This window comes from Phycobacter sedimenti, from assembly GCF_038148855.1.
Lineage (GTDB): Bacteria > Pseudomonadota > Alphaproteobacteria > Rhodobacterales > Rhodobacteraceae > Phycobacter > Phycobacter sedimenti.
Genome location: NZ_JBBVGR010000001.1, coordinates 631,085 through 649,566 on the forward strand (window position 1 = coordinate 631,085; position 18,482 = coordinate 649,566).

Consider the following 18,482-nt stretch of genomic DNA (forward strand, 5'->3'; position numbering starts at 1 on the left):
TCAATGTGGTCTGCGGGCACTGTCTGGCAAAACAATTGCTTTCGCAAGTATCTCAAACCACGAGTTCCGCAACCCATCCCGCAAGACTGACGTGCTTTTGGCGCACAGCCCCAGCAGGCCCGTTCTTTCAGGGGCTTACGAAGCATCCATTGGCGGAGACTTCAATATGCCCTCTCAGGACGTCTCAAAAAAATATTTGCGAGCGCACATGTTTTGCTCAGGGGCAAAGGCGAAAAGGCCAGCGGGCGTACCCCGTCAGCTGGCCAGAACCTGGTCAGGCCGCAAGGCGCCCCAGAAGTTTTTGCATGAAATCATGGCCCGCGTTGAACTGCGCCACGGTGATGAACTCATTGGGCTGATGAGCCTGAGCGATGTCTCCGGGACCGCAGATCACTGCCGAGTAACCCGCCTCCTGAAACTGTCCCGCCTCGGTGCCGTAGCTGACCACATGGCTGCCGTTGTCGCCGGTGATCGCGCGCACCAGAGTTTCGGCCGCGCCCTCCTGCTCGGGGACCAGTCCGGGAACATTGAATTTCTTGCTGACCTCGATGCGCGTGTCGGGATGAACCGTTTGCATCTCCGCCTCGATGCGGGCCACCTCGGCCAGGTAGGCGGCTTCCCAATCTGCGGTATTCTCACCCGGCACCACGCGGAAATCCATCACGAAGCGGCAGTCCTTGGCGGTGATATTGTGGGCGGTGCCGCCTTCGATCATGCCCACGTGGCAGGTGGTGTAGGGCGGCGTGAACATGGCCGGGATCTCTCCCGGTGTTTGGACCGCGTTTTCCGCATTGCGCTGGTTGGCCCAGTCAATCAGCCGCGCGCCCTGCATGATGGCGCTGACCCCGGTATGCATCAGGGAGCTGTGCACCTCAAAGCCCACGAGATGCGTGTCATAGCCGATGCCGCCCTTGTGGCCGGTGACCGCCTTCATCATCGACGGCTCCCCCACGATGACCGCGCTGCCCTTGGGCAGGACGGGCTGCATCGCCTCGATCATCGGCGGCGCCCCGGTGCAGCCGATTTCCTCGTCAAAGGAGAGCGCCAGCTGCAAGGGACGTTTGACGCCGCGCCGGTGGGCCTCGACCAGGGCCCAGATCGCAAGCGCGTCGAACCCCTTCATGTCGCAGCAGCCGCGGCCAAAGTATTTGCCGTCCCTTTCGACCACCGTGAAGGGGTCGCTGTCCCAGGGCTGGCCATCGACAGGCACGACATCGGTATGCCCCGACAGGACCACGGCGCCCTCGACCATCGGCCCCACATGCGCAAAGACCGCCGCCTTGTGGGGCTGCTCGGGGTCGGTCCAGCGGTGCGGCGTGATGCCGTGGGCAGAAAGATACCCTTCCACCCATTCGACCAGAGGCAGGTTGGTCTCCCGGCTGACCGTCGGGAAAGACACCAGTTTCTCCATCAGCTGGAGCGGCGACAGAACTTCAGCCACGGGATCAATACCCGCTGTCGGTGGTCAGGACGAAGTGCCCCGGTTCGATCTCCAGGTATTCCGACGGCTCCGGCTTGTAGCCGACCGGGTGGATCGGAGAGGGTATCGGTTTGAAGTTCAGATCCTTCTCGCTCTTGCGCTGGCGCGGGTCGGCGATGGGCACCGCCTTCATCAGCGCCTGGGTATAGGCATGCAGCGGATTGGCGAAGACACGGTCGCGCGGGCCGATTTCCACGATGCGCCCCAGGTACATCACGCCCACCTGATGGCTTACGCGCTCAACCACGGCCATGTCGTGACTGATGAAGAGGAACGAAAGCCCCAGTTCGGATTGCAGCTCCATCATCAGGTTCAGCACCTGCGCCTGCACCGACACATCAAGCGCCGAGACCGCCTCGTCCGCGACAATCAGCTTGGGGTTCAGGGCCAGCGCGCGGGCAATGGCGATCCGCTGACGCTGACCGCCGGACATCTCATGGGGGAAGCGACGCATGAAGCTGCGCGGCAGGTGCACCCGGTCAAACAAAGACGCCACCCGGTCCTGCAATTCCGATCCCGAGGCCAGCCCGTAGTTGCGCATCGGTTCGGCCACCTGATCCATCAGCTGCATCTGCGGATTGAGCGAGGCAAAGGGATCCTGGAAGATCATCTGCATATCAAGGCGCGCCTTGTGCAGGTCTGAGTTGTTCAGATCCAGGATGTTGCGTCCCTCGAAGTTCACTTCGCCCGACAGCGGCTCCACGAGGCGCAGGATCGAGCGGCCCGCCGTGGACTTGCCACATCCCGATTCGCCGACCAGCGACAGGGTTTGCCCCTTAAAGACCTTGAAAGAGACATCCTCGACCGCATGCACATTGGCCACGGTGCGGCGCAACAGCCCGCCTTTAACCGGGAAACGCGTGGTGAGGTTCTTCACCTCGAGCAGCACCTCGTCCGTGCCCTTGATCGGTTCGATCTTCTGACCTTCGACGCCCATCAGCTTCATCGGCTCTGGGTAGTCCTTGCCGATCATCTCACCAAGTTTCGGCACAGCAGCCAAAAGAGCCTTGGTGTAATCGTGCTGTGGGTTCTCGAAGATCTCGGTGACTGTGCCTTCCTCGACCTTGTTGCCCCGGTACATGACGACCACCCGGTCTGCCATCTGCGCCACGACGGCCATATCGTGGGTAATGAACATCACCGCCGTGCCGGTCTCACGCTTGAGACGGTCCATCAGGGCAAGAATCTCGGCCTGGATCGTCACATCAAGCGCGGTGGTAGGTTCATCGGCAATGAGCAGACGTGGCTCACAGGCCATGGCCATGGCGATCACCACCCGCTGACGCATGCCGCCAGACAGCTCATGCGGATACTGCTTGAGACGGCGCTCCGGCTCGGGGATGCGGACCTGACGCAGCAGTTCGAGCGCGCGCTCTTCCGCCTGTTTTTTGGTCATGCCCTTGTGGATGCGCAGCCCTTCGGTCAGCTGGCGGCCCACGGTGAAAACAGGGTTCAGAGCCGTCATCGGCTCCTGGAAGATCATCCCGATCTCGTTGCCGCGAATCTGCTTCATCATCTCCTGTTCGGCCTGGGCGAGATCGGTGGTATCGCCGCCACGACCGTTGAACAGCAATTCCCCGCCCGAAATTTCGCCACCGCCAAACTCCACAAGGCGCATCAGCGACAGGGACGAGACCGACTTGCCCGACCCAGATTCGCCCACAATGCAAACGGTTTCGCCGGGATTGACGTCGAACGAGACGTTCTCGACCCCCACGACCGGTCCGTCCTTGGTCTGAAATTCGACCCGCAAGCCTTTAATTTGTGCAATTGGTTGATCCAGCACCCCAGTCGTCCCCTTATGGCGTTCTCTTTGTCCACTGCATCAATGGCAGTGTTTCAAGCACGTGATGTAAGCTGATCCGCGAACCTTCGTCAAACCTATGCGAGGGGTCAGGGGGAAATTTTGGATCCAAAGGCTTGCAATTTCCGCAAACTCTGTTTCGATACCCCCACTGTTCGCCGGGGGAATTCGTGGCTACGCAAGGTCAGGCGCACTGGAGTGTGGCGCAGGCCAACTGCAGCCCCTACCAGCCTCCCGGTGGTACGACGAACCATCCGCAGCGATGCGGCAACAGGGCGGGTCATTTGGCCCGGCCAAATAACACTAAGAACACCGTTTCTGTGTTCGACAAGGAGAGTGTGAAATGAAAACTAAGACCCTTTTGATGGGGGCTATTGCATCGGCAGCGCTTGCTCCGGCAGCCTTTGCCGAGCGCGGCGCCGATGGCCAGGTGAGCATCATCTACTGGCAGGCCCCGTCGATCATGAACCCGTTCCTTTCGGGCGGCACCAAGGACGTCGAGGCCGCATCGCTGGTTATCGAGCCGCTGGCCCGCTATGATCCCCAAGGTCAGATGGTGCCCTTCCTGGCGGAAGAGATCCCAACCGTTGCCAATGGCGGCGTGAGCGAAGACCTGACCTCGATCACCTGGAAAATCAAACCCGGCCTGACCTGGTCCGATGGCACCCCCTTCACCTCGAACGACGTGAAGTTCACCTATGAGTACTGCACCCACCCCGAAGGTGGCTGTGCACAGGTGACCAAGTTCGAAGGCGTGACCTCGGTTGAAACCCCGGACGATCTGACCGTCAAGGTCACCTTCGGCGGCCCGACCCCCTTCCCCTATGGTCCCTTCGTGGGCGGCGAAAGCCCGATCATCCAGGCGGCACAGTTCGCCGAGTGCCTGGGCGCCAAGGCGCCTGAATGCACCGAGGCCAACTTCAACCCGGTCGGCACCGGCCCCTTCGTGGTCGATGAGTTCAAGCCGAACGACGTGATCACCTTCTCGGCGAACCCGAACTACCGTGATCCGGCCAAGCCTGCCTTCGGCAAGGTCCTGTTCAAAGGTGGCGGCGATGCAACCGCAGCCGGTCGCGCCGTGATGGAAACCGGCGAATTCGACTACGCCTGGAACCTGCAGCTGGCGCCCGACGTCATCGCCCAGATGGAAGCCGGCGGCAAAGGCAAGGCGATCGCAGGCTTCGGCCCGCTGGTCGAGCGCATCATGCTGAACAACACCAACCCCGATCCGGCGCTTGGCCCGGACGAGCGTTCGGTCGTGCGTCCGCACCCCTTCCTGAGCGATCCGGCCGTCTACAAAGCCATGTCCATGGCCATCGACCGCCCGCTGCTGGTTGAAATCGGCTACGGCAAGGCCGGCAAAGTGACCTGTAACTGGGTTCCGGCACCTGCCATCTACGCTGCCGACATCCAAGGCTGCGACGTGCAAGACATCGCCGGCGCCAACAAGATGCTGGACGATGCCGGCTACAAGGACACCAACGGTGACGGCGTTCGCGAGACCCCGGACGGCAAGCCGATGAAGATCCTGTACCAGACCTCGACCAACGCCGTGCGTCAGGACTTCCAGGCTCTGATCAAGCAGTGGTGGAGCGAGATCGGTATCGAAACCGAGTTGCGCAACATCAACGCATCGGTCTTCTTCGGTGGTGACCCGGGCTCCCCGGACACCTTCCAGAAGTTCTATGCCGACGTTGAGATGTATGCCAACACCTTCAACGGCACCGACCCGCAGTCCTACTTCGGCAACGGCCTGTGCGACAAGGCTCCGAGCCCGGCGTCCCAGTGGCAGGGTGAGAACATCTCCCGCTTCTGCGATGAAGAGTTCGACGCGCTGCACGCAGAGCTGACCAAGACTGCCGACGCAGGCAAGCGCGCGGAAATCGGCCAGCAGCTGAACACGATGATCTTTGAAAAAGGCGGCATGATCCCGCTGGTTCACCGTGGTCGTCTGTCCGGTCAGGCCAACTCCCTCGGCGGTCACGTCCTGAACGTCTGGGACAGCGAACTCTGGGACATCGCTGACTGGTATCGCATCAAGTAAGCGACCTTCGGTCCCTCGAGGCCCCGGTTTTCAGCCGGGGCCTCTTGCCATTCCTGTCCTGATCCGCTTTAGCGCGCCGGACAAATGGAGCATAGGCGGACCTTCCGCTGCTCTGCCCTGACAAAAACGAAAATCCAAAGGCGCCTCACTGATGCTGACCTTTACAATCAGGCGACTGATCCTGTCAGTCCCGACGTTGCTGTTTATCAGCCTCGTGATCTTCATGCTGCTCGAGCTCGCCCCTGGCGATCCGATGGCACAGGTCCCGCTGACCGTTCCCCCCGAAGTCAAAGAGAAGATGCGTCAGGCCCTCGGGCTGGGCGAGCCTGCATACATCCGGTTCTGGAAATGGCTGGTTCAATTCTTCTGGATCGAACCCCAGGTCATGATCGACCATTATTTCGGCACCACCTTCTCGCAAGGCGATCTGCGCGTGATTTCCTGGCAGACCCGCTCGCCGGTGATGGACATCGTGATTCAGCGGATGCCGCAGACCCTGTGGGTTGTTGGCACCGCCTATGTGGTCGCCATCCTGATCGCCCTGCCGATCGGCATCTACTCGGCCTATCGCCAGTACAGCTGGTTCGACCAGATGGGGACATTCGTTTCCATGGTCGGCTTTTCGGTTCCGCCCTTCTTCTCGGGGGTTCTGGTGATCGTGATCTTCTCGGTCCAGCTGGGCTGGTTCCCGTCGATCTATGACACCACGCTGGTGGTCGACAGCTGGGACAGCTTCGTCAAACAGCTGCAACAGATGATCATGCCCGTGATGGTTCTGGCGCTGCAGATCACTGCGCAGCTTAGCCGTTTCATGCGCGCTTCGATGCTGGATAACCTGAACCAGGATTACGTGCGCACCGCCCGCGCCAAGGGCCTCAGCGAATATGTGGTTGTGATGGTTCATGTGCTGCGCAACTCGATGATCCCGGTGGTCACGGTGATCGCGCTCGGCATCCCGTCGATCTTTGGCGGCGCCATCATCACCGAGCAGGTGTTCAAGGTGAACGGCATCGGCCAGCTTCTGATCGGCGCCATCCAGGCCAATGACCTGCCGATGGTGCAAACCCTGACCTTTATCTTTGCCGTACTCATCGTGCTGTTCAACCTGATCGCCGATGTGCTGTACGGCATTCTTGACCCGAGGATTCGCTATGACTGATGCAGCCAAAGATAAGGCCGTACAGCACTCGAGCGTGCAGCAGGAATCCGACAAACCCGCCCGGAGCCAGTGGCGTGACATCTGGGATCAGTTCAAATCCCACCGTGGCGCCCTGTTCGGCGGTTGTCTGTTCCTGTTCATCTGCCTTGGCGTGATCGTCGGTCCCTTCGTCTACTGGAACGATGCGCAGTTCGTCCCCACGGGGCGCGACTTCATCAAGCTGCGTGACATGCGCCCGATCTATCACGTACTTTGGGACCCCTCGGCCAAGATGGACTGGGCCTATCCGCTCGGCACCGACAACCTGGGCCGCGACACGCTTGCACGCCTGATGTTCGGTGGCCGTGTATCGCTGGCGGTTGGCATGGCAGCGATGATCCTGGCCCTGCTGCTTGGGTCCCTCGTGGGTGTTGTTGCCGGTTACTTCAAGAAGCTCGACGGCCTTCTGATGCGCCTCACCGATCTGTTCCTGGCCCTGCCCCTGTTGCCGATGATCCTGGTGGCTGCGGTCCTGTTCCGGGAATCCCTGTCCAAAAGCATCGGACCCGAGGGCGGCGTCTTCGTCCTGATCGTCTGCCTGATCGGGATCACCTCCTGGATGCCCACAGCGCGGATCGTGCGGGGCGACGTGTTGGCCATCAAGGAGCGGGAGTTCGTTCTGGCGGCCCGCTCGATCGGGACCACCCCGCGCAGCATCATCACGCGCCACATCCTGCCCAACGTGCTGTCGCCCATCATGGTCTCGGCCACGCTGGGGATCGCAACCGCGATCATCACGGAATCGGCGCTGTCGTTCCTTGGCTTCGGCTTCCCGCCGGACTTCCCCACCTGGGGGCGCCTTCTGAACGACGCGGTGGACCGCATGACGCTCTTCCCTGAGCGTGTCCTGTGGCCCGGTATCCTGATCTCGCTGACCGTGCTGAGCGTCAACTATCTTGGCGATGGCCTGCGCGACGCGCTGGATCCACGAATCCGAGGACGCTAAGCGGGCCGGATCAGGCAAAGCGGTTTCAACGCCCGCACATATTCAAATAAGAACATAGCCTCCGGCCGCCCCCTGTTGGGCGGCCGGTTTGTCTTTGCAACATTGCCTTGCCAAAACCTGTGTACCGGCTGAGGCCGCTACCGCAGAACAGTTTCCCTCATACAAACCCTCGGATCACAGGCCTTCCCCTTGCTAGGCCGGAATATTCCCGCCATTTCGGGAAAAAGTTCCGATTTACCGATGGAGAACGTCATGTTCGAAACACTTGGTCTTGAAGAGACCACGGCCCGCGAGGCGTCTGTTCTCTTTGCCCTTGGCATTGGCCTTGTCTTTGGCGTGCTGGCGCAGCTCACCAGCTTCTGCCTGCGCCGCACCATCACCGGCAGCGACCGTCGCCAGGCGGCAGGCGTCTGGGCGCTGGCCCTCGCCGTTGCAGTTCTGGGCACCCAGAGTGCCGTGTCGCAGGGCTGGATCAGCTTTGGGGATCACCGCCTGCTGGCCGCTGACCTGCCGGTTCTGGCTGTTGTGGCCGGAGGGCTTATGTTCGGCGCGGGCATGATCCTCACGCGCGGCTGTGTGTCCCGCCTGATGGTCCTGAGCGGCACCGGCAACCTGCGCGCGCTTCTGGTGATCGCAGTCTTTGCCATCACCGCCCATGCCACGCTCAAAGGCGTTCTGGCACCGCTGCGCACCAGCCTTGGTTCGGTCACAGTTCACCTCGGCGAAGCCTCCTCATTGGCGGCCCTGCCCGGCGGAGGATTTGTCTGGGCCGCCCTGATTGTCATTGCCGCTCTGGTGATCGCCCTGCGGTCGGGCAATCGCATCCCGGCGCTTGTCGGCGCGGCTGTCATCGGCCTGTTGGTGCCGCTGGCCTGGGTGGGCACAGGCTATGTGCTTTATGATGAATTCGACCCCATCGCTATGGAGAGCCTCTCGTTCACCGCGCCGTCAGCCGACTCGCTGTTCTACGTAGTGGCCTCCAGTGCCGTATCCGGCAGCTTTGGCACCGGCCTCGTGGGTGGCGTGCTCGCAGGCGCACTGATCGCGGCCCTGGCTACTGGCCGTTTCCAGTGGCAGAGCTTTGAAAGCCCCTCGCAGACCGGTCGCTACCTCTTGGGTGCAGTTCTGATGGGCGTGGGCGGTGTTCTGGCCGGAGGCTGCACCGTGGGTGCAGGTCTTGCAGGCGTTCCCACCCTCGGTGTTGCAGCCATTCTGGCGCTCGCCTCGATCATCCTGGGCGGCATCGCCACCCATGCGGCGCTCAATGCAGCTTCTTCCGGATCCGCCGCACAGCGAGCCACACGAGTGCCACAACCGGCAGAGTGATTACCGCAGTCAACATCCCCTTGCTGAGGCCAAGCGCCCCGGCGAGGGGATAGATTGCATAGGCCGCCAGCGAAACCGCGTAGTAGCTGATCGCGACCACGGACAGCCCCTCGACCGTGTGCTGAAGCCGCAAAGCGGTATCCGCCCGGCGGTCCATGCTTTCCAAAAGCGCCTGGTTCTGGGCGCTGCGTTCCACATCCACACGGGTTCTGAGCAACTCCCCTGCCCTGCGCGCCCGGTCGGCAAGGGTCACAAGACGCCCCTCGGTGGATTTCACCGTCCGCATGGCCGGCTCGTAACGGCGTAGCATGAACTCCGAAAAGGTCTGAAAGCCCTCAAGCCGCTCTTCCCGCAGCAGCTTGATCCGCTGGTTGACCAAAGCCTCATAGGCGCCGGTTGCGCCAAACCGAAACGCGGCACGGGCGGCCATGGCCTCCAACTCGGCAGAGACGGTCAGAAGGTGCGACAGGGTCTGTTCTGCCGGAACGCTGCTGCCGGTCATCTCCACCATGATTTCGCTGAGGTGCGTATCGAGGCCGCCAATGGTGGGCGACAGGCTCCGGGCGCGGGAAAACCCCAGCATCGACATGGCGCGGTAGGTTTCGATCTCGCACAGGCGCTGGACGATACGACCGATCCTGCGGCTGCCGGTTTCCGGGTTGACGAAGGCGGCAAAGCGCATGTGACCGGCTGGATCGATGCGAAAATCTCCGGCCACCACCGCGCTGTCGTCCAGCACGCGCGACACCGCCATGCTTTCGGGCACAAGCCAGTCCTGCAACAGGGATTTGATCTCGCCGGCGGGCGGACGCGGCAAAACGCGGACCATCAGCGAGGTGATACGCTGGCCCGGTGCAGCCTCCAGCCAGTCCGAGGGGAACACTTCGAAATCCACCGGATCAAAGGGGCGCTCGCTGACACCATCGCTGTAGAGGGTGTAGCTGACGAATTCAGTATGCTGCTCCCATTTCAGAACGTGACGGCCCAGCTTGGCCTCGTGGTGTGTCGCACCCGGTTTGGGATGAGGAGCGCCGTGACGGTCAAGAAGGTCCGCAAGGTGGGCAATGTCCAGGCTGCGATCCCTGTGCACGGCCTCTTCGGGCTGTTTGACGGCAAGATAAACCACCGTGCTTGGGCATGTCATTGTCGGAAACGGGCGGGCATGCAGCTCATTGGCGAGCTGATAGCGCAACGGGTGATCCTGGATCGGGGGCATTGCGAGGCTCCATTGGGGTGATCCGAGCATAAACGAGACCGCGAACCCTGTAAAGAAGCACGTCAATTCAATGACTTACAGGGATACAACGGCATACAAACAATAAGAAGCGGAAGGAAATGCAAAAAGGCGCCCCCGAAGGAGCGCCTTTTCGATGTTTTGCCTAGGAAAGATCAGCTGATCTTGGTCAGAAGATCGTCCAGCGATTTCTTGGCATCGCCGTAGAACATCCGGGTGTTCTCTTTGTAGAACAGCGGGTTCTCGATGCCGGAATAGCCGGTGCCTTGGCCACGCTTGGAGACGAAGACCTGCTTGGCCTTCCAGCATTCCAGAACCGGCATGCCGGCGATGGGGCTGTTTGGGTCTTCCTGCGCCGCCGGGTTCACGATGTCGTTGGAGCCGATGACGATGGCGACATCGGTGTCCGGGAAGTCCTCGTTGATCTCGTCCATTTCAAGAACGATGTCATAAGGCACCTTGGCTTCGGCCAGCAGAACGTTCATGTGGCCCGGCAGACGACCCGCAACCGGGTGGATCGCGAAACGCACCTCTTTGCCCTTGGCGCGCAGACGGCGTGTCAGCTCGGCCACATTGGACTGGGCTTGTGCCACGGCCATGCCGTAACCGGGGATGATGATGATGCTGTCGGCCTCGTCCAGTGCAGTGGCAACCCCGTCCGCGTCGATCGCGACCTGTTCGCCCTCGACCTCCATCGCCGGACCCGAAGTGCCGCCAAAGCCGCCCAGGATCACCGAGATGAACGAGCGGTTCATCGCCTTGCACATGATGTAAGACAGGATCGCACCCGAGGAGCCCACCAGAGCACCCACAACGATCAGTAGATCGTTGCCAAGGGAGAAGCCGATCGCCGCCGCGGCCCAGCCGGAATAGCTGTTCAGCATCGACACCACGACGGGCATGTCGGCGCCGCCGATTCCCATGATCAGGTGATAGCCGATGAACAGCGCGGCAAGGGTCATGATGATCAGCGGCAGCAGGCCGCCGGTGTTGAAGTACCAGATCAGCGACAGCAGCGAGATACCTGCCGCACCGGCATTCAGCATATGGCCACCGGGCAGTTTGGTTGCTGCCGAGCCGACCTTGCCCGCCAGCTTGCCATAGGCAATGACAGAGCCAGTGAAGGTCACCGCACCGATGAAGATACCGAGGAACAGCTCGACCCGCAGGATGGCGATCTCGACACCGTCCTTTTTGGCCAGGAGCTTGGCAAAACCTTCCAGCGATTGTTTGGCGCTGTCGTCCATGGCCATGACGCGGCCCAGTTCGATATGGGCGATAAAGCCCACGAACACAGCCGCCAGACCGACAAGCGAGTGCATCGCCGCAACCAGCTCCGGCATCTGCGTCATCTGCACGCGATTGGCCAGAAAGTAGCCGATCACGCCACCGCCGGCGATCAGCACCAGCGACAGGAGCCACAGGCCCGAGCCGGGTCCGATCAGTGTGGCAAACACCGCCAGCGCCATGCCGGCAATCCCGTACCAGACCGCACGTTTTGCGCTTTCCTGCCCCGAAAGGCCGCCCAGCGAAAGAATGAAGAGCACAGCTGCTACCACATAGGCCGCCGTGGTGAATCCGTATTCCATCTACCTGTACTCCTTAGGATTTCTGGAACATGGCGAGCATGCGCCGTGTCACGAGGAAGCCGCCGAAAATGTTGATCCCGGCCATGAAGACCGACAGCGCCGCCAGCAGGATCACCAGGAAGGAGCCAGAACCGATCTGCATCAGCGCACCCAGGATGATGATCGAGGAGATCGCATTGGTCACCGCCATCAACGGTGTGTGCAGGCTGTGCGCCACGCCCCAGATCACCTGGAAGCCAACAAAGACCGCCAGCACGAAGACGATGAAGTGCTGCATGAAACTGGCCGGAGCGACAAGACCCACGCCCAAGAGCAGCGCTGCGCCGACGGCCAGCAGGGTCACCTGTTGCTTGGTCTGCGCTTTGAACGCGGCGATTTCCTGCGCGCGTTTTTCCTCCGGGGTCAGTTCTTTCGGCGCATCGGGTTTCTTCTGCGCGGCAATCGCCTGAACCTTTGGCGGCGGCGGCGGGAAGGTGATTTCCTTCTCGAAGGTGACCGTCGCGCCGCGGATCACATCGTCTTCCATGTTGTGCACGATCTGACCGTCTTTTTCCGGGGTCAGGTCGGTCATCATGTGACGGATGTTGGTGGCATAAAGCGTCGAGGACTGCGAGGCCATCCGACTCGGGAAGTCGGTGTAGCCGATGATGGTGACGCCGTTGTCGGTGACGACCTTCTCGTCCATCACGGTGCCTTCGACGTTGCCGCCCTTTTCGGCCGCAAGGTCGACAATCACGGAGCCAGGCTTCATCGCCGCAACCATGTCCTCAAGCCAGAGCTTGGGCGCTTCGCGGTTGGGGATCAGCGCGGTGGTGATCACGATGTCCACTTCGGGGGCCAGCTCGCGGAACTTGGCAAGCTGCGCTTCGCGGAACTCAGGGCTGGACACAGAGGCGTAACCGCCGGTCGCCGCACCGTCCTGCTGTTCTTCCTCAAAGTCGAGGTAGACGAATTCGGCGCCCATCGATTCGACTTGCTCCGCCACTTCGGGGCGCACGTCAAAGGCATAGGTCACCGCGCCGAGGCTGGTGGAGGCGCCGATGGCGGCCAGACCGGCCACACCCGCACCGACAACCAGAACCTTCGCCGGGGGAACCTTGCCCGCAGCGGTGATCTGACCGGTGAAGAAACGGCCAAAGTTGTTGCCCGCCTCGATCACGGCACGGTAGCCCGCGATATTCGCCATCGAGGACAGCGCGTCCATCTTCTGCGCGCGGCTGATGCGCGGCACCATTTCCATGGCGATGACATTGGCACCCTTGGAGCGGGCCAGTTCCAGCCCCTCTTCGTTGGCGCCCGGGTTGAAGAAGGAGATCAGCGTCTTGCCCGCCGTCAGCCGCTTGAGCTCGGTTTCGGTCGGTATGCGCACCTTGGCAACGATGTCGCAGTTCTTCCACAGGGCGGCCGCCGTCTTGATGATCTCGACGCCAGCCTCCTCATAGGTGGCATCGCTGAAACCGGCCAACTGCCCTGCGCCGCTTTCGATAGCGCAGTCATAGCCCAGCTTCTGCAGCTGCCTGGCCGAATCCGGCGTCATCGCGACGCGCGCCTCGCCCTTCATTACTTCTTTTGGTGTACCTATTTTCACCTTGTCGGTCCCCCTCGTCTTGCCCGTGCCAGCAAAGCACCGGGTACGGATCGCAAATATTTTGATTATCCTGCGCAATATTTTTGCGCAAGCGTTTCGCCGCGTCGCCGCATCATTTTGCCGCGCCGCCGCATGACCTTTAGACCCAGCGGCGTACCTTTCCTTCGTATCTGGCCCAGTCCTGCCGGAACGTCCGTCGCATCCGGTTTTCCTCGGGTTCGATGAACCGCCGCTCCAGGATCCAGACAAAGATCGGCACCAGCGGCAAGGACAACACCGCGTCAAACCTGAGGATCAGCCCGGTCAGCACCAGTACGTCACCCAGATAGATCGGGTTGCGGCTGCGGCTGAAGATCCCCGATTGCACCAGATGGCTGGGTGTCTGATGCGGGATGATCGTGGTGCGCTGGCGCCGCATTTCGACAACAGCGAGCAGCATCAACAGAATGCCGCCGCCAACAAAGATCCCACCCAGTAAATCGGCCCAAGGGCCACCAAAGCTCAGCCCATACGGCAAATAGCTGGCCTGCAGCCACGCGATTACCACGCAGGCCAGCAACCAAAGGGGAGGAAGATCAATCCAGCGCATCAGGCCCGCACCGTCACGAAGTCAGGAAGGAAATACAAGATCATCCGGCGCAAACTCTCCCTATCCGGCCAATGGGTCCAGCGATTTGCACAAATTGGCAAACAGAAAAGGACAGAATGTCCAAAATGCTCCCAATACGGCGATTCTGTTCCGGGATGCGGCACGATCCTGCACAATTCTACGGGTTTTCCTACGTATACTTTGGCATGCAAACGGAGCGTACCTTATTCCCACTCCATTTCCTCGAACACGCGTCCTGCATTCTTGGTTGCCAGCTCCTCGAAGGTATCCAGTCCCTTCCAGCGCTCCTGATCAACATAGTAGGCTCCCGCCAGGTCTCCGCCCGCCTCGATATGGGCCCCGATCTTTTCTCGCAGGTCCTTGAGGTAGTCGTAGGTGTAACGCCGCACCTGGGCGAGGTTCGTGGGGTGCCCATGGCCGGGAATCACGTAGGTCGGGTTCAAAGGCTCGAGCTTGGTTTCCCAGGTTTCCAGCCAACAGGAGGTGCAGATCCCCTCGAAGATCGGCAGCATGCGCTCGTGAAAGGCGATGTCGCCAGCGATCAACAGGTTCGACTGCGGCAGCCAGACCTGGGTGTCGCCCGGATCGTGGGCCGGGCCCATGTGCATCACTTCGATCTGCACCCCACCGAGCGTCAGGCTGTAGCTGTCCTCGAATGACAGGTTCGGGGTCACGATCCGGGTGCCCTCGGCCTTGTCCCGATTGTAGCGCTCCATGCCCTGCAGGATGAAATCGGCTTCTTTTGTGAAAGCTTCAATCGCGTCCACATGGGCAAGGACATCAACACCCTGGTCCACCCAGTAGGAATTGCCCAGCATCGCATGGCCCTGGCCGTTTTCGTTGATCACCAGAACAACGGGCTGATCGGTGAGGGCCTTGATTTCCTCATGCAGGGCCGCCGCAAGCCGCGCCGACGCGCCCCCATTGACGACGACCACGCCTTCATCCGTCACGATGAAGGACAGGTTGTTGTTGTGGCCCGAGTTTTCATAGGTCGGCGGCGCAGTGGCCCCGATCGCCGAGAAGACATGCGGGATGACCTCAACCGGTTTGGAGTACAGTTCGGATTGCGGGTACTGGTCTGCAATATCTTCGCTGGCAAATGCGGCGCCTGCGCCAAATGCAGCTGCCAGCAGGCTGGTGAACAATGGTTTCATGGTGTCCTCCCAAAAATGGATGCCAAATAATTCACACTTATGAATATGATTGTAAATGGTCAGATGGAAAAAGACCGATCCTTTCGAACCCCATCTACACATGTGACGGGACGGCTTTCTTGCCCTGCCCCTGCAGCCCGTTAGGCTGGATGCAAATATGGGAGGACTTATGGAATGACTTCACAGACAACTGAATCGCTGAAGGGCAAACACGCACTGGTCACGGGCGGCGGCACCGGTATTGGCCTTGCGATCGCCCGCGCCCTTGCCGAGCAGGGTGCGGAAGTGACCATCACCGGGCGCCGCCAGGAGGTACTGGAGGAAGTCGCAACCAAGGGCCTGCATCCGCTGGCCATGGATGTGCGCAACGAAGACGACATCATCGCCAAGATCGAGGCCGCCGTCGCGGCGCGCGGGCCGATCCAGATCTGCGTCGCCAATGCGGGCATCGCCGAGGGCAAGGCGGTTCACAAGACCTCGCTCGACTTCTGGCGCAACATGATGGCCACCAACCTTGACGGCGCTTTCCTGACCATTCGCGAAACGCTCAAGTCGATGCGTGCGACCGATTGGGGCCGCGTCATCACGGTTGCCTCTATCGCCGGGCTGCGCGGCCTCAAGGGCGGCGCATGTTATTCTGCCAGCAAACACGGCATGATCGGCCTGACCCGCGCACTGAGCGAAGACTACATGGGCACGCCCTTTACGTTTAACGCAATCTGCCCGGGGTACGTGGATACGCCCATCGTCGAGCGCAATATCACTTCGATTTCGGCCCGCGCCGGGGTCAGCGAAGACGAAGCACTCAAGATGATGACCCATGCCAACCGTCACCAGCGCCTGATCGAACCCGAAGAGGTCGCTGCAGCAGCCATGTGGCTGGTGGGACCCGGCTCCCAGTCGATCAACGGCCAGACAATCGAGATAGCAGGCGGCCAGACCTGAGAGCCGCCCGCTGTCGTTGAAAGACACGCCGCCAGAAATCTGGCGGCGTTTTCGTTATGGCGTACGGGAGAAAAACGCCTCTGGACAGATTTTTGAATATTGGATACAAAATCCTTCAAGCATGAAACATCGAGGCACCCCGCTTCGCTCCCCCACATGAGGTTCCGATGACCGATTTTGCCGCGACCAAGGCCCTGTTCGACCTGCCTGAAGGGGTAATCTACCTTGATGGCAACTCGCTGGGTCCGCTCCCCAAGGCCGCTACCGGGCGCGTGTCGTCCATGATGACCGAGGAATGGGGCAAGATGCTGATCACCGGCTGGAACAAGGCCGGATGGATGCAGAAATCCACCGCGGTCGGCAATCGCATTGCGCGGCTGATCGGCGCCGAGGCAGATCACGTGATCATGGGCGATACGCTGTCGATCAAGGTCTATCAGGCGGTTGCTTCGGCGCTTGAGATGAACAAGGGCCGCAAGGTGGTCCTGTCGGACAATGGCAACTTCCCGTCTGACCTTTACATCGTGCAGGGCCTGCTGAAATCCCTTGGCGAAGACTACGAACTGCGCGTGGTCGACCCCGAGGCCGTGGCCGAGAATATCACCGACGAAATCGCCGTGCTGATGCTGACCGAGGTGGACTATCGCACCGGGCGCAAGCACGACATGAAGGCCCTCACGGCCAAGGCCCATGAAGCGGGCGCTCTGACTGTATGGGATCTGGCCCATTCGGCCGGTGCCCTGCCGGTGGATCTGGCGGGCTGCAAGGCCGACTTTGCCGTGGGCTGCACCTACAAGTATCTCAACAGCGGCCCCGGCGGCCCCGCCTTCATCTATGTCGCACCGCGTCATGCGGATGTGGCCCGCCCGGCCCTGTCCGGCTGGCTTGGTCACGAGGCGCCCTTTGCCTTTGATCTGGACTACCGCCCGGGCCGCGGGATCGAGCGGATGCGCGTCGGCACTCCGCCAGTGATCCAGCTGACCTCGCTGGAGGCCTCGATGGATATATGGGACAGCGTGGACATGCAGGATGTGCGCGCGAAATCGATCGCCCTGTGCGACCTCTTCATCGCAGAAGTCGAAACCGCCTGCCCCGAGTTGGCGCTGGCCTCTCCGCGCGATGGAAGCCAGCGCGGCAGCCAGGTGTCCTTCCGTTTCCACGAAGGCTATGCGGCGATGCAGGCGCTGATCGAACGCGGCGTGATCGGGGACTTCCGCGCCCCGGACATCATGCGCTTTGGCTTCACTCCGCTGTTCATCGACGAGGGCGATGTCCTGGGCGCGGTGGAGATCCTGAAAAATGTCATGAGCAATCGCCTGTGGGACCGCGCCGAATACAAGCAGCGCGCTGCCGTGACCTGAGATGAAGCCGCGCGCGCAGCACCTTCCCTTGTGCAGGCCTGCGGGCTGGGTGGCGCTTTGGCGCCGCCTGGCCATGTGTGGACGCTTAAACCGGAGGATCCTTTCCTTTCCCTGATGTATGCTATCCCAAGGAACAGGAAAGACCCGATGACCAAATGCCCAATCTCCACCCCTTTTGACCCGGCCGAGGACGGCGCCGAGATGTCCTTTGACGGGCGCATGTCCTATGGCGACTACCTGTCGCTTGGCACAATCCTAGACGCGCAAAAGCCGCTCAGCGATGCCCATGACGAGATGCTGTTCATCATCCAGCACCAGACGAGCGAGCTGTGGATGCGCCTTGCGGTGCATGAGCTGAACGCCGCCCGCGACTGCCTGCTGGCAGGCGATTCCCGTCCCGCATTCAAGATGCTGGCCCGCGTTGCGCGGATTTTCGAGCAGCTGAATTCAGCCTGGGATGTGCTGCGCACCATGACGCCGTCAGACTATACGCATTTCCGGGATTCGCTGGGGCAAAGCTCGGGCTTTCAATCCCACCAGTACCGGCTGATCGAATTCATGCTGGGGAACCGCAATGCCGCGATGCTGCGCCCGCATGCCCATGATCCGGCGATCACAGCGCAGCTTGAGAGCGAGCTGGCACTACCTTCGCTCTATGACGTGGCGCTACGCATCCTGTCGAACACCATCGCCCTGCCGGAGGAGGTCACCAGCCGCGACGTTTCAAAGCCCTATGAAGCCCATGCGGCGGTTCAGCAAGCATGGACAAGGGTCTATGAAGCCCCCGAAACGCACTGGGAGCTCTACGAACTGGCCGAAAAGTTGGTGGACTTCGAGGACTATTTCCGCCGCTGGCGCTTCAACCACGTCACCACCGTCGAGCGGGTCATCGGCTTCAAGCGCGGCACCGGCGGCACCGGCGGCGTCAGCTATCTCAAGCGCATGCTCGATGTGGAGCTGTTCCCCGAACTCTGGCACCTGCGCACCGAACTCTGAGGCAAGCACGCCGCTGACCCAGCCCTCCCGCCCGGCCTCGGGGTCTGGCGACCCCCTCGCCCCGTTGGGCCCGGGGCCCCCGGGCGGGGGGGGGGGCGGGGCCCCCCCCCCCCCCCGGGCCCCCCCCCCGGCCGGGCGGGGTGAGCGGCCGGGGCACCCCCCCCCGCCACCACCCCAACCCCCCAAGCGCCCAGCCCCCCACCC

Annotated in this window: 14 protein-coding genes; 7 read left to right on the forward strand and 7 right to left on the reverse strand. The window is 61.5% G+C overall.

All coding sequences use genetic code 11. The features are described from left to right. Nucleotides 1–274 precede the first annotated feature (274 nt). Nucleotides 275–1,441: an acetylornithine deacetylase gene (argE, locus tag AADA15_RS02985; RefSeq protein WP_341640042.1), complete on the reverse strand. Its 1,167-nt coding sequence runs from the start codon at nucleotides 1,439–1,441 to the stop codon at nucleotides 275–277. A gap of 4 nt (nucleotides 1,442–1,445) precedes the next feature. Beyond that, nucleotides 1,446–3,266 carry an ABC transporter ATP-binding protein gene (locus AADA15_RS02990; RefSeq protein ID WP_341640043.1) on the reverse strand — a complete coding sequence of 607 codons (1,821 nt, stop codon included), beginning with the start codon at nucleotides 3,264–3,266 and terminating at the stop codon, nucleotides 1,446–1,448. Nucleotides 3,267–3,627: 361 nt separating this feature from the next. Between AADA15_RS02990 and AADA15_RS02995 the strand changes: the two genes are divergently transcribed. From AADA15_RS02995 to AADA15_RS03010, 4 genes are all read left to right on the forward strand, one after another. Then, the gene (locus AADA15_RS02995) at nucleotides 3,628–5,328 is read left to right on the forward strand and encodes a peptide ABC transporter substrate-binding protein (RefSeq protein WP_341640044.1); all 1,701 of its coding nucleotides are present in this window, start codon (nucleotides 3,628–3,630) and stop codon (nucleotides 5,326–5,328) included. A gap of 151 nt (nucleotides 5,329–5,479) precedes the next feature. Continuing rightward, complete coding sequence (locus AADA15_RS03000) at nucleotides 5,480–6,487, forward strand: ABC transporter permease (protein ID WP_341640045.1); 1,008 nt, start codon at nucleotides 5,480–5,482, stop codon at nucleotides 6,485–6,487. Next, nucleotides 6,480–7,472 carry an ABC transporter permease gene (locus AADA15_RS03005; protein ID WP_341640046.1) on the forward strand — a complete coding sequence of 331 codons (993 nt, stop codon included), beginning with the start codon at nucleotides 6,480–6,482 and terminating at the stop codon, nucleotides 7,470–7,472. Before AADA15_RS03000 ends, AADA15_RS03005 begins: the two co-directional genes overlap by 8 nt. Before the next feature lie 252 nt (nucleotides 7,473–7,724). Continuing rightward, nucleotides 7,725–8,798 carry a YeeE/YedE family protein gene (locus AADA15_RS03010; RefSeq protein ID WP_341640047.1) on the forward strand — a complete coding sequence of 358 codons (1,074 nt, stop codon included), beginning with the start codon at nucleotides 7,725–7,727 and terminating at the stop codon, nucleotides 8,796–8,798. On the opposite strand, the gene AADA15_RS03015 is transcribed toward AADA15_RS03010, so the two are convergent. The 5 genes from AADA15_RS03015 to AADA15_RS03035 all read right to left on the reverse strand — a co-directional run bounded on the left by AADA15_RS03015 (nucleotide 8,734) and on the right by AADA15_RS03035 (nucleotide 14,976). Further along, nucleotides 8,734–10,014, reverse strand: a complete 1,281-nt coding sequence (locus tag AADA15_RS03015) for a DUF3422 family protein (RefSeq protein WP_341640048.1) — start codon at nucleotides 10,012–10,014, stop codon at nucleotides 8,734–8,736. The genes AADA15_RS03010 and AADA15_RS03015 overlap by 65 nt on opposite strands. A 173-nt stretch (nucleotides 10,015–10,187) precedes the next feature. Next, complete coding sequence (locus AADA15_RS03020; RefSeq protein WP_341640049.1) at nucleotides 10,188–11,621, reverse strand: NAD(P)(+) transhydrogenase (Re/Si-specific) subunit beta; 1,434 nt, start codon at nucleotides 11,619–11,621, stop codon at nucleotides 10,188–10,190. Nucleotides 11,622–11,634: 13 nt separating this feature from the next. Beyond that, the gene (locus tag AADA15_RS03025) at nucleotides 11,635–13,209 is read right to left on the reverse strand and encodes a Re/Si-specific NAD(P)(+) transhydrogenase subunit alpha (RefSeq protein ID WP_341640050.1); all 1,575 of its coding nucleotides are present in this window, start codon (nucleotides 13,207–13,209) and stop codon (nucleotides 11,635–11,637) included. 139 nt (nucleotides 13,210–13,348) lie between these two features. Next, complete coding sequence (locus AADA15_RS03030) at nucleotides 13,349–13,798, reverse strand: methyltransferase family protein (RefSeq protein ID WP_341640051.1); 450 nt, start codon at nucleotides 13,796–13,798, stop codon at nucleotides 13,349–13,351. 224 nt (nucleotides 13,799–14,022) lie between these two features. Continuing rightward, nucleotides 14,023–14,976, reverse strand: a complete 954-nt coding sequence (locus tag AADA15_RS03035; protein ID WP_341640052.1) for an MBL fold metallo-hydrolase — start codon at nucleotides 14,974–14,976, stop codon at nucleotides 14,023–14,025. Nucleotides 14,977–15,150: 174 nt separating this feature from the next. Between AADA15_RS03035 and AADA15_RS03040 the strand changes: the two genes are divergently transcribed. The 3 genes from AADA15_RS03040 to kynA all read left to right on the forward strand — a co-directional run bounded on the left by AADA15_RS03040 (nucleotide 15,151) and on the right by kynA (nucleotide 18,278). Then, on the forward strand, nucleotides 15,151–15,921 hold the full coding sequence (locus AADA15_RS03040) for an SDR family NAD(P)-dependent oxidoreductase (RefSeq protein WP_341640053.1): 771 nt from the start codon (nucleotides 15,151–15,153) through the stop codon (nucleotides 15,919–15,921). A gap of 167 nt (nucleotides 15,922–16,088) precedes the next feature. Further along, nucleotides 16,089–17,282, forward strand: a complete 1,194-nt coding sequence (gene kynU / locus AADA15_RS03045; RefSeq protein ID WP_341640054.1) for a kynureninase — start codon at nucleotides 16,089–16,091, stop codon at nucleotides 17,280–17,282. A gap of 162 nt (nucleotides 17,283–17,444) precedes the next feature. After that, complete coding sequence (gene kynA, locus AADA15_RS03050; protein ID WP_341640076.1) at nucleotides 17,445–18,278, forward strand: tryptophan 2,3-dioxygenase; 834 nt, start codon at nucleotides 17,445–17,447, stop codon at nucleotides 18,276–18,278. Nucleotides 18,279–18,482 lie beyond the last annotated feature (204 nt).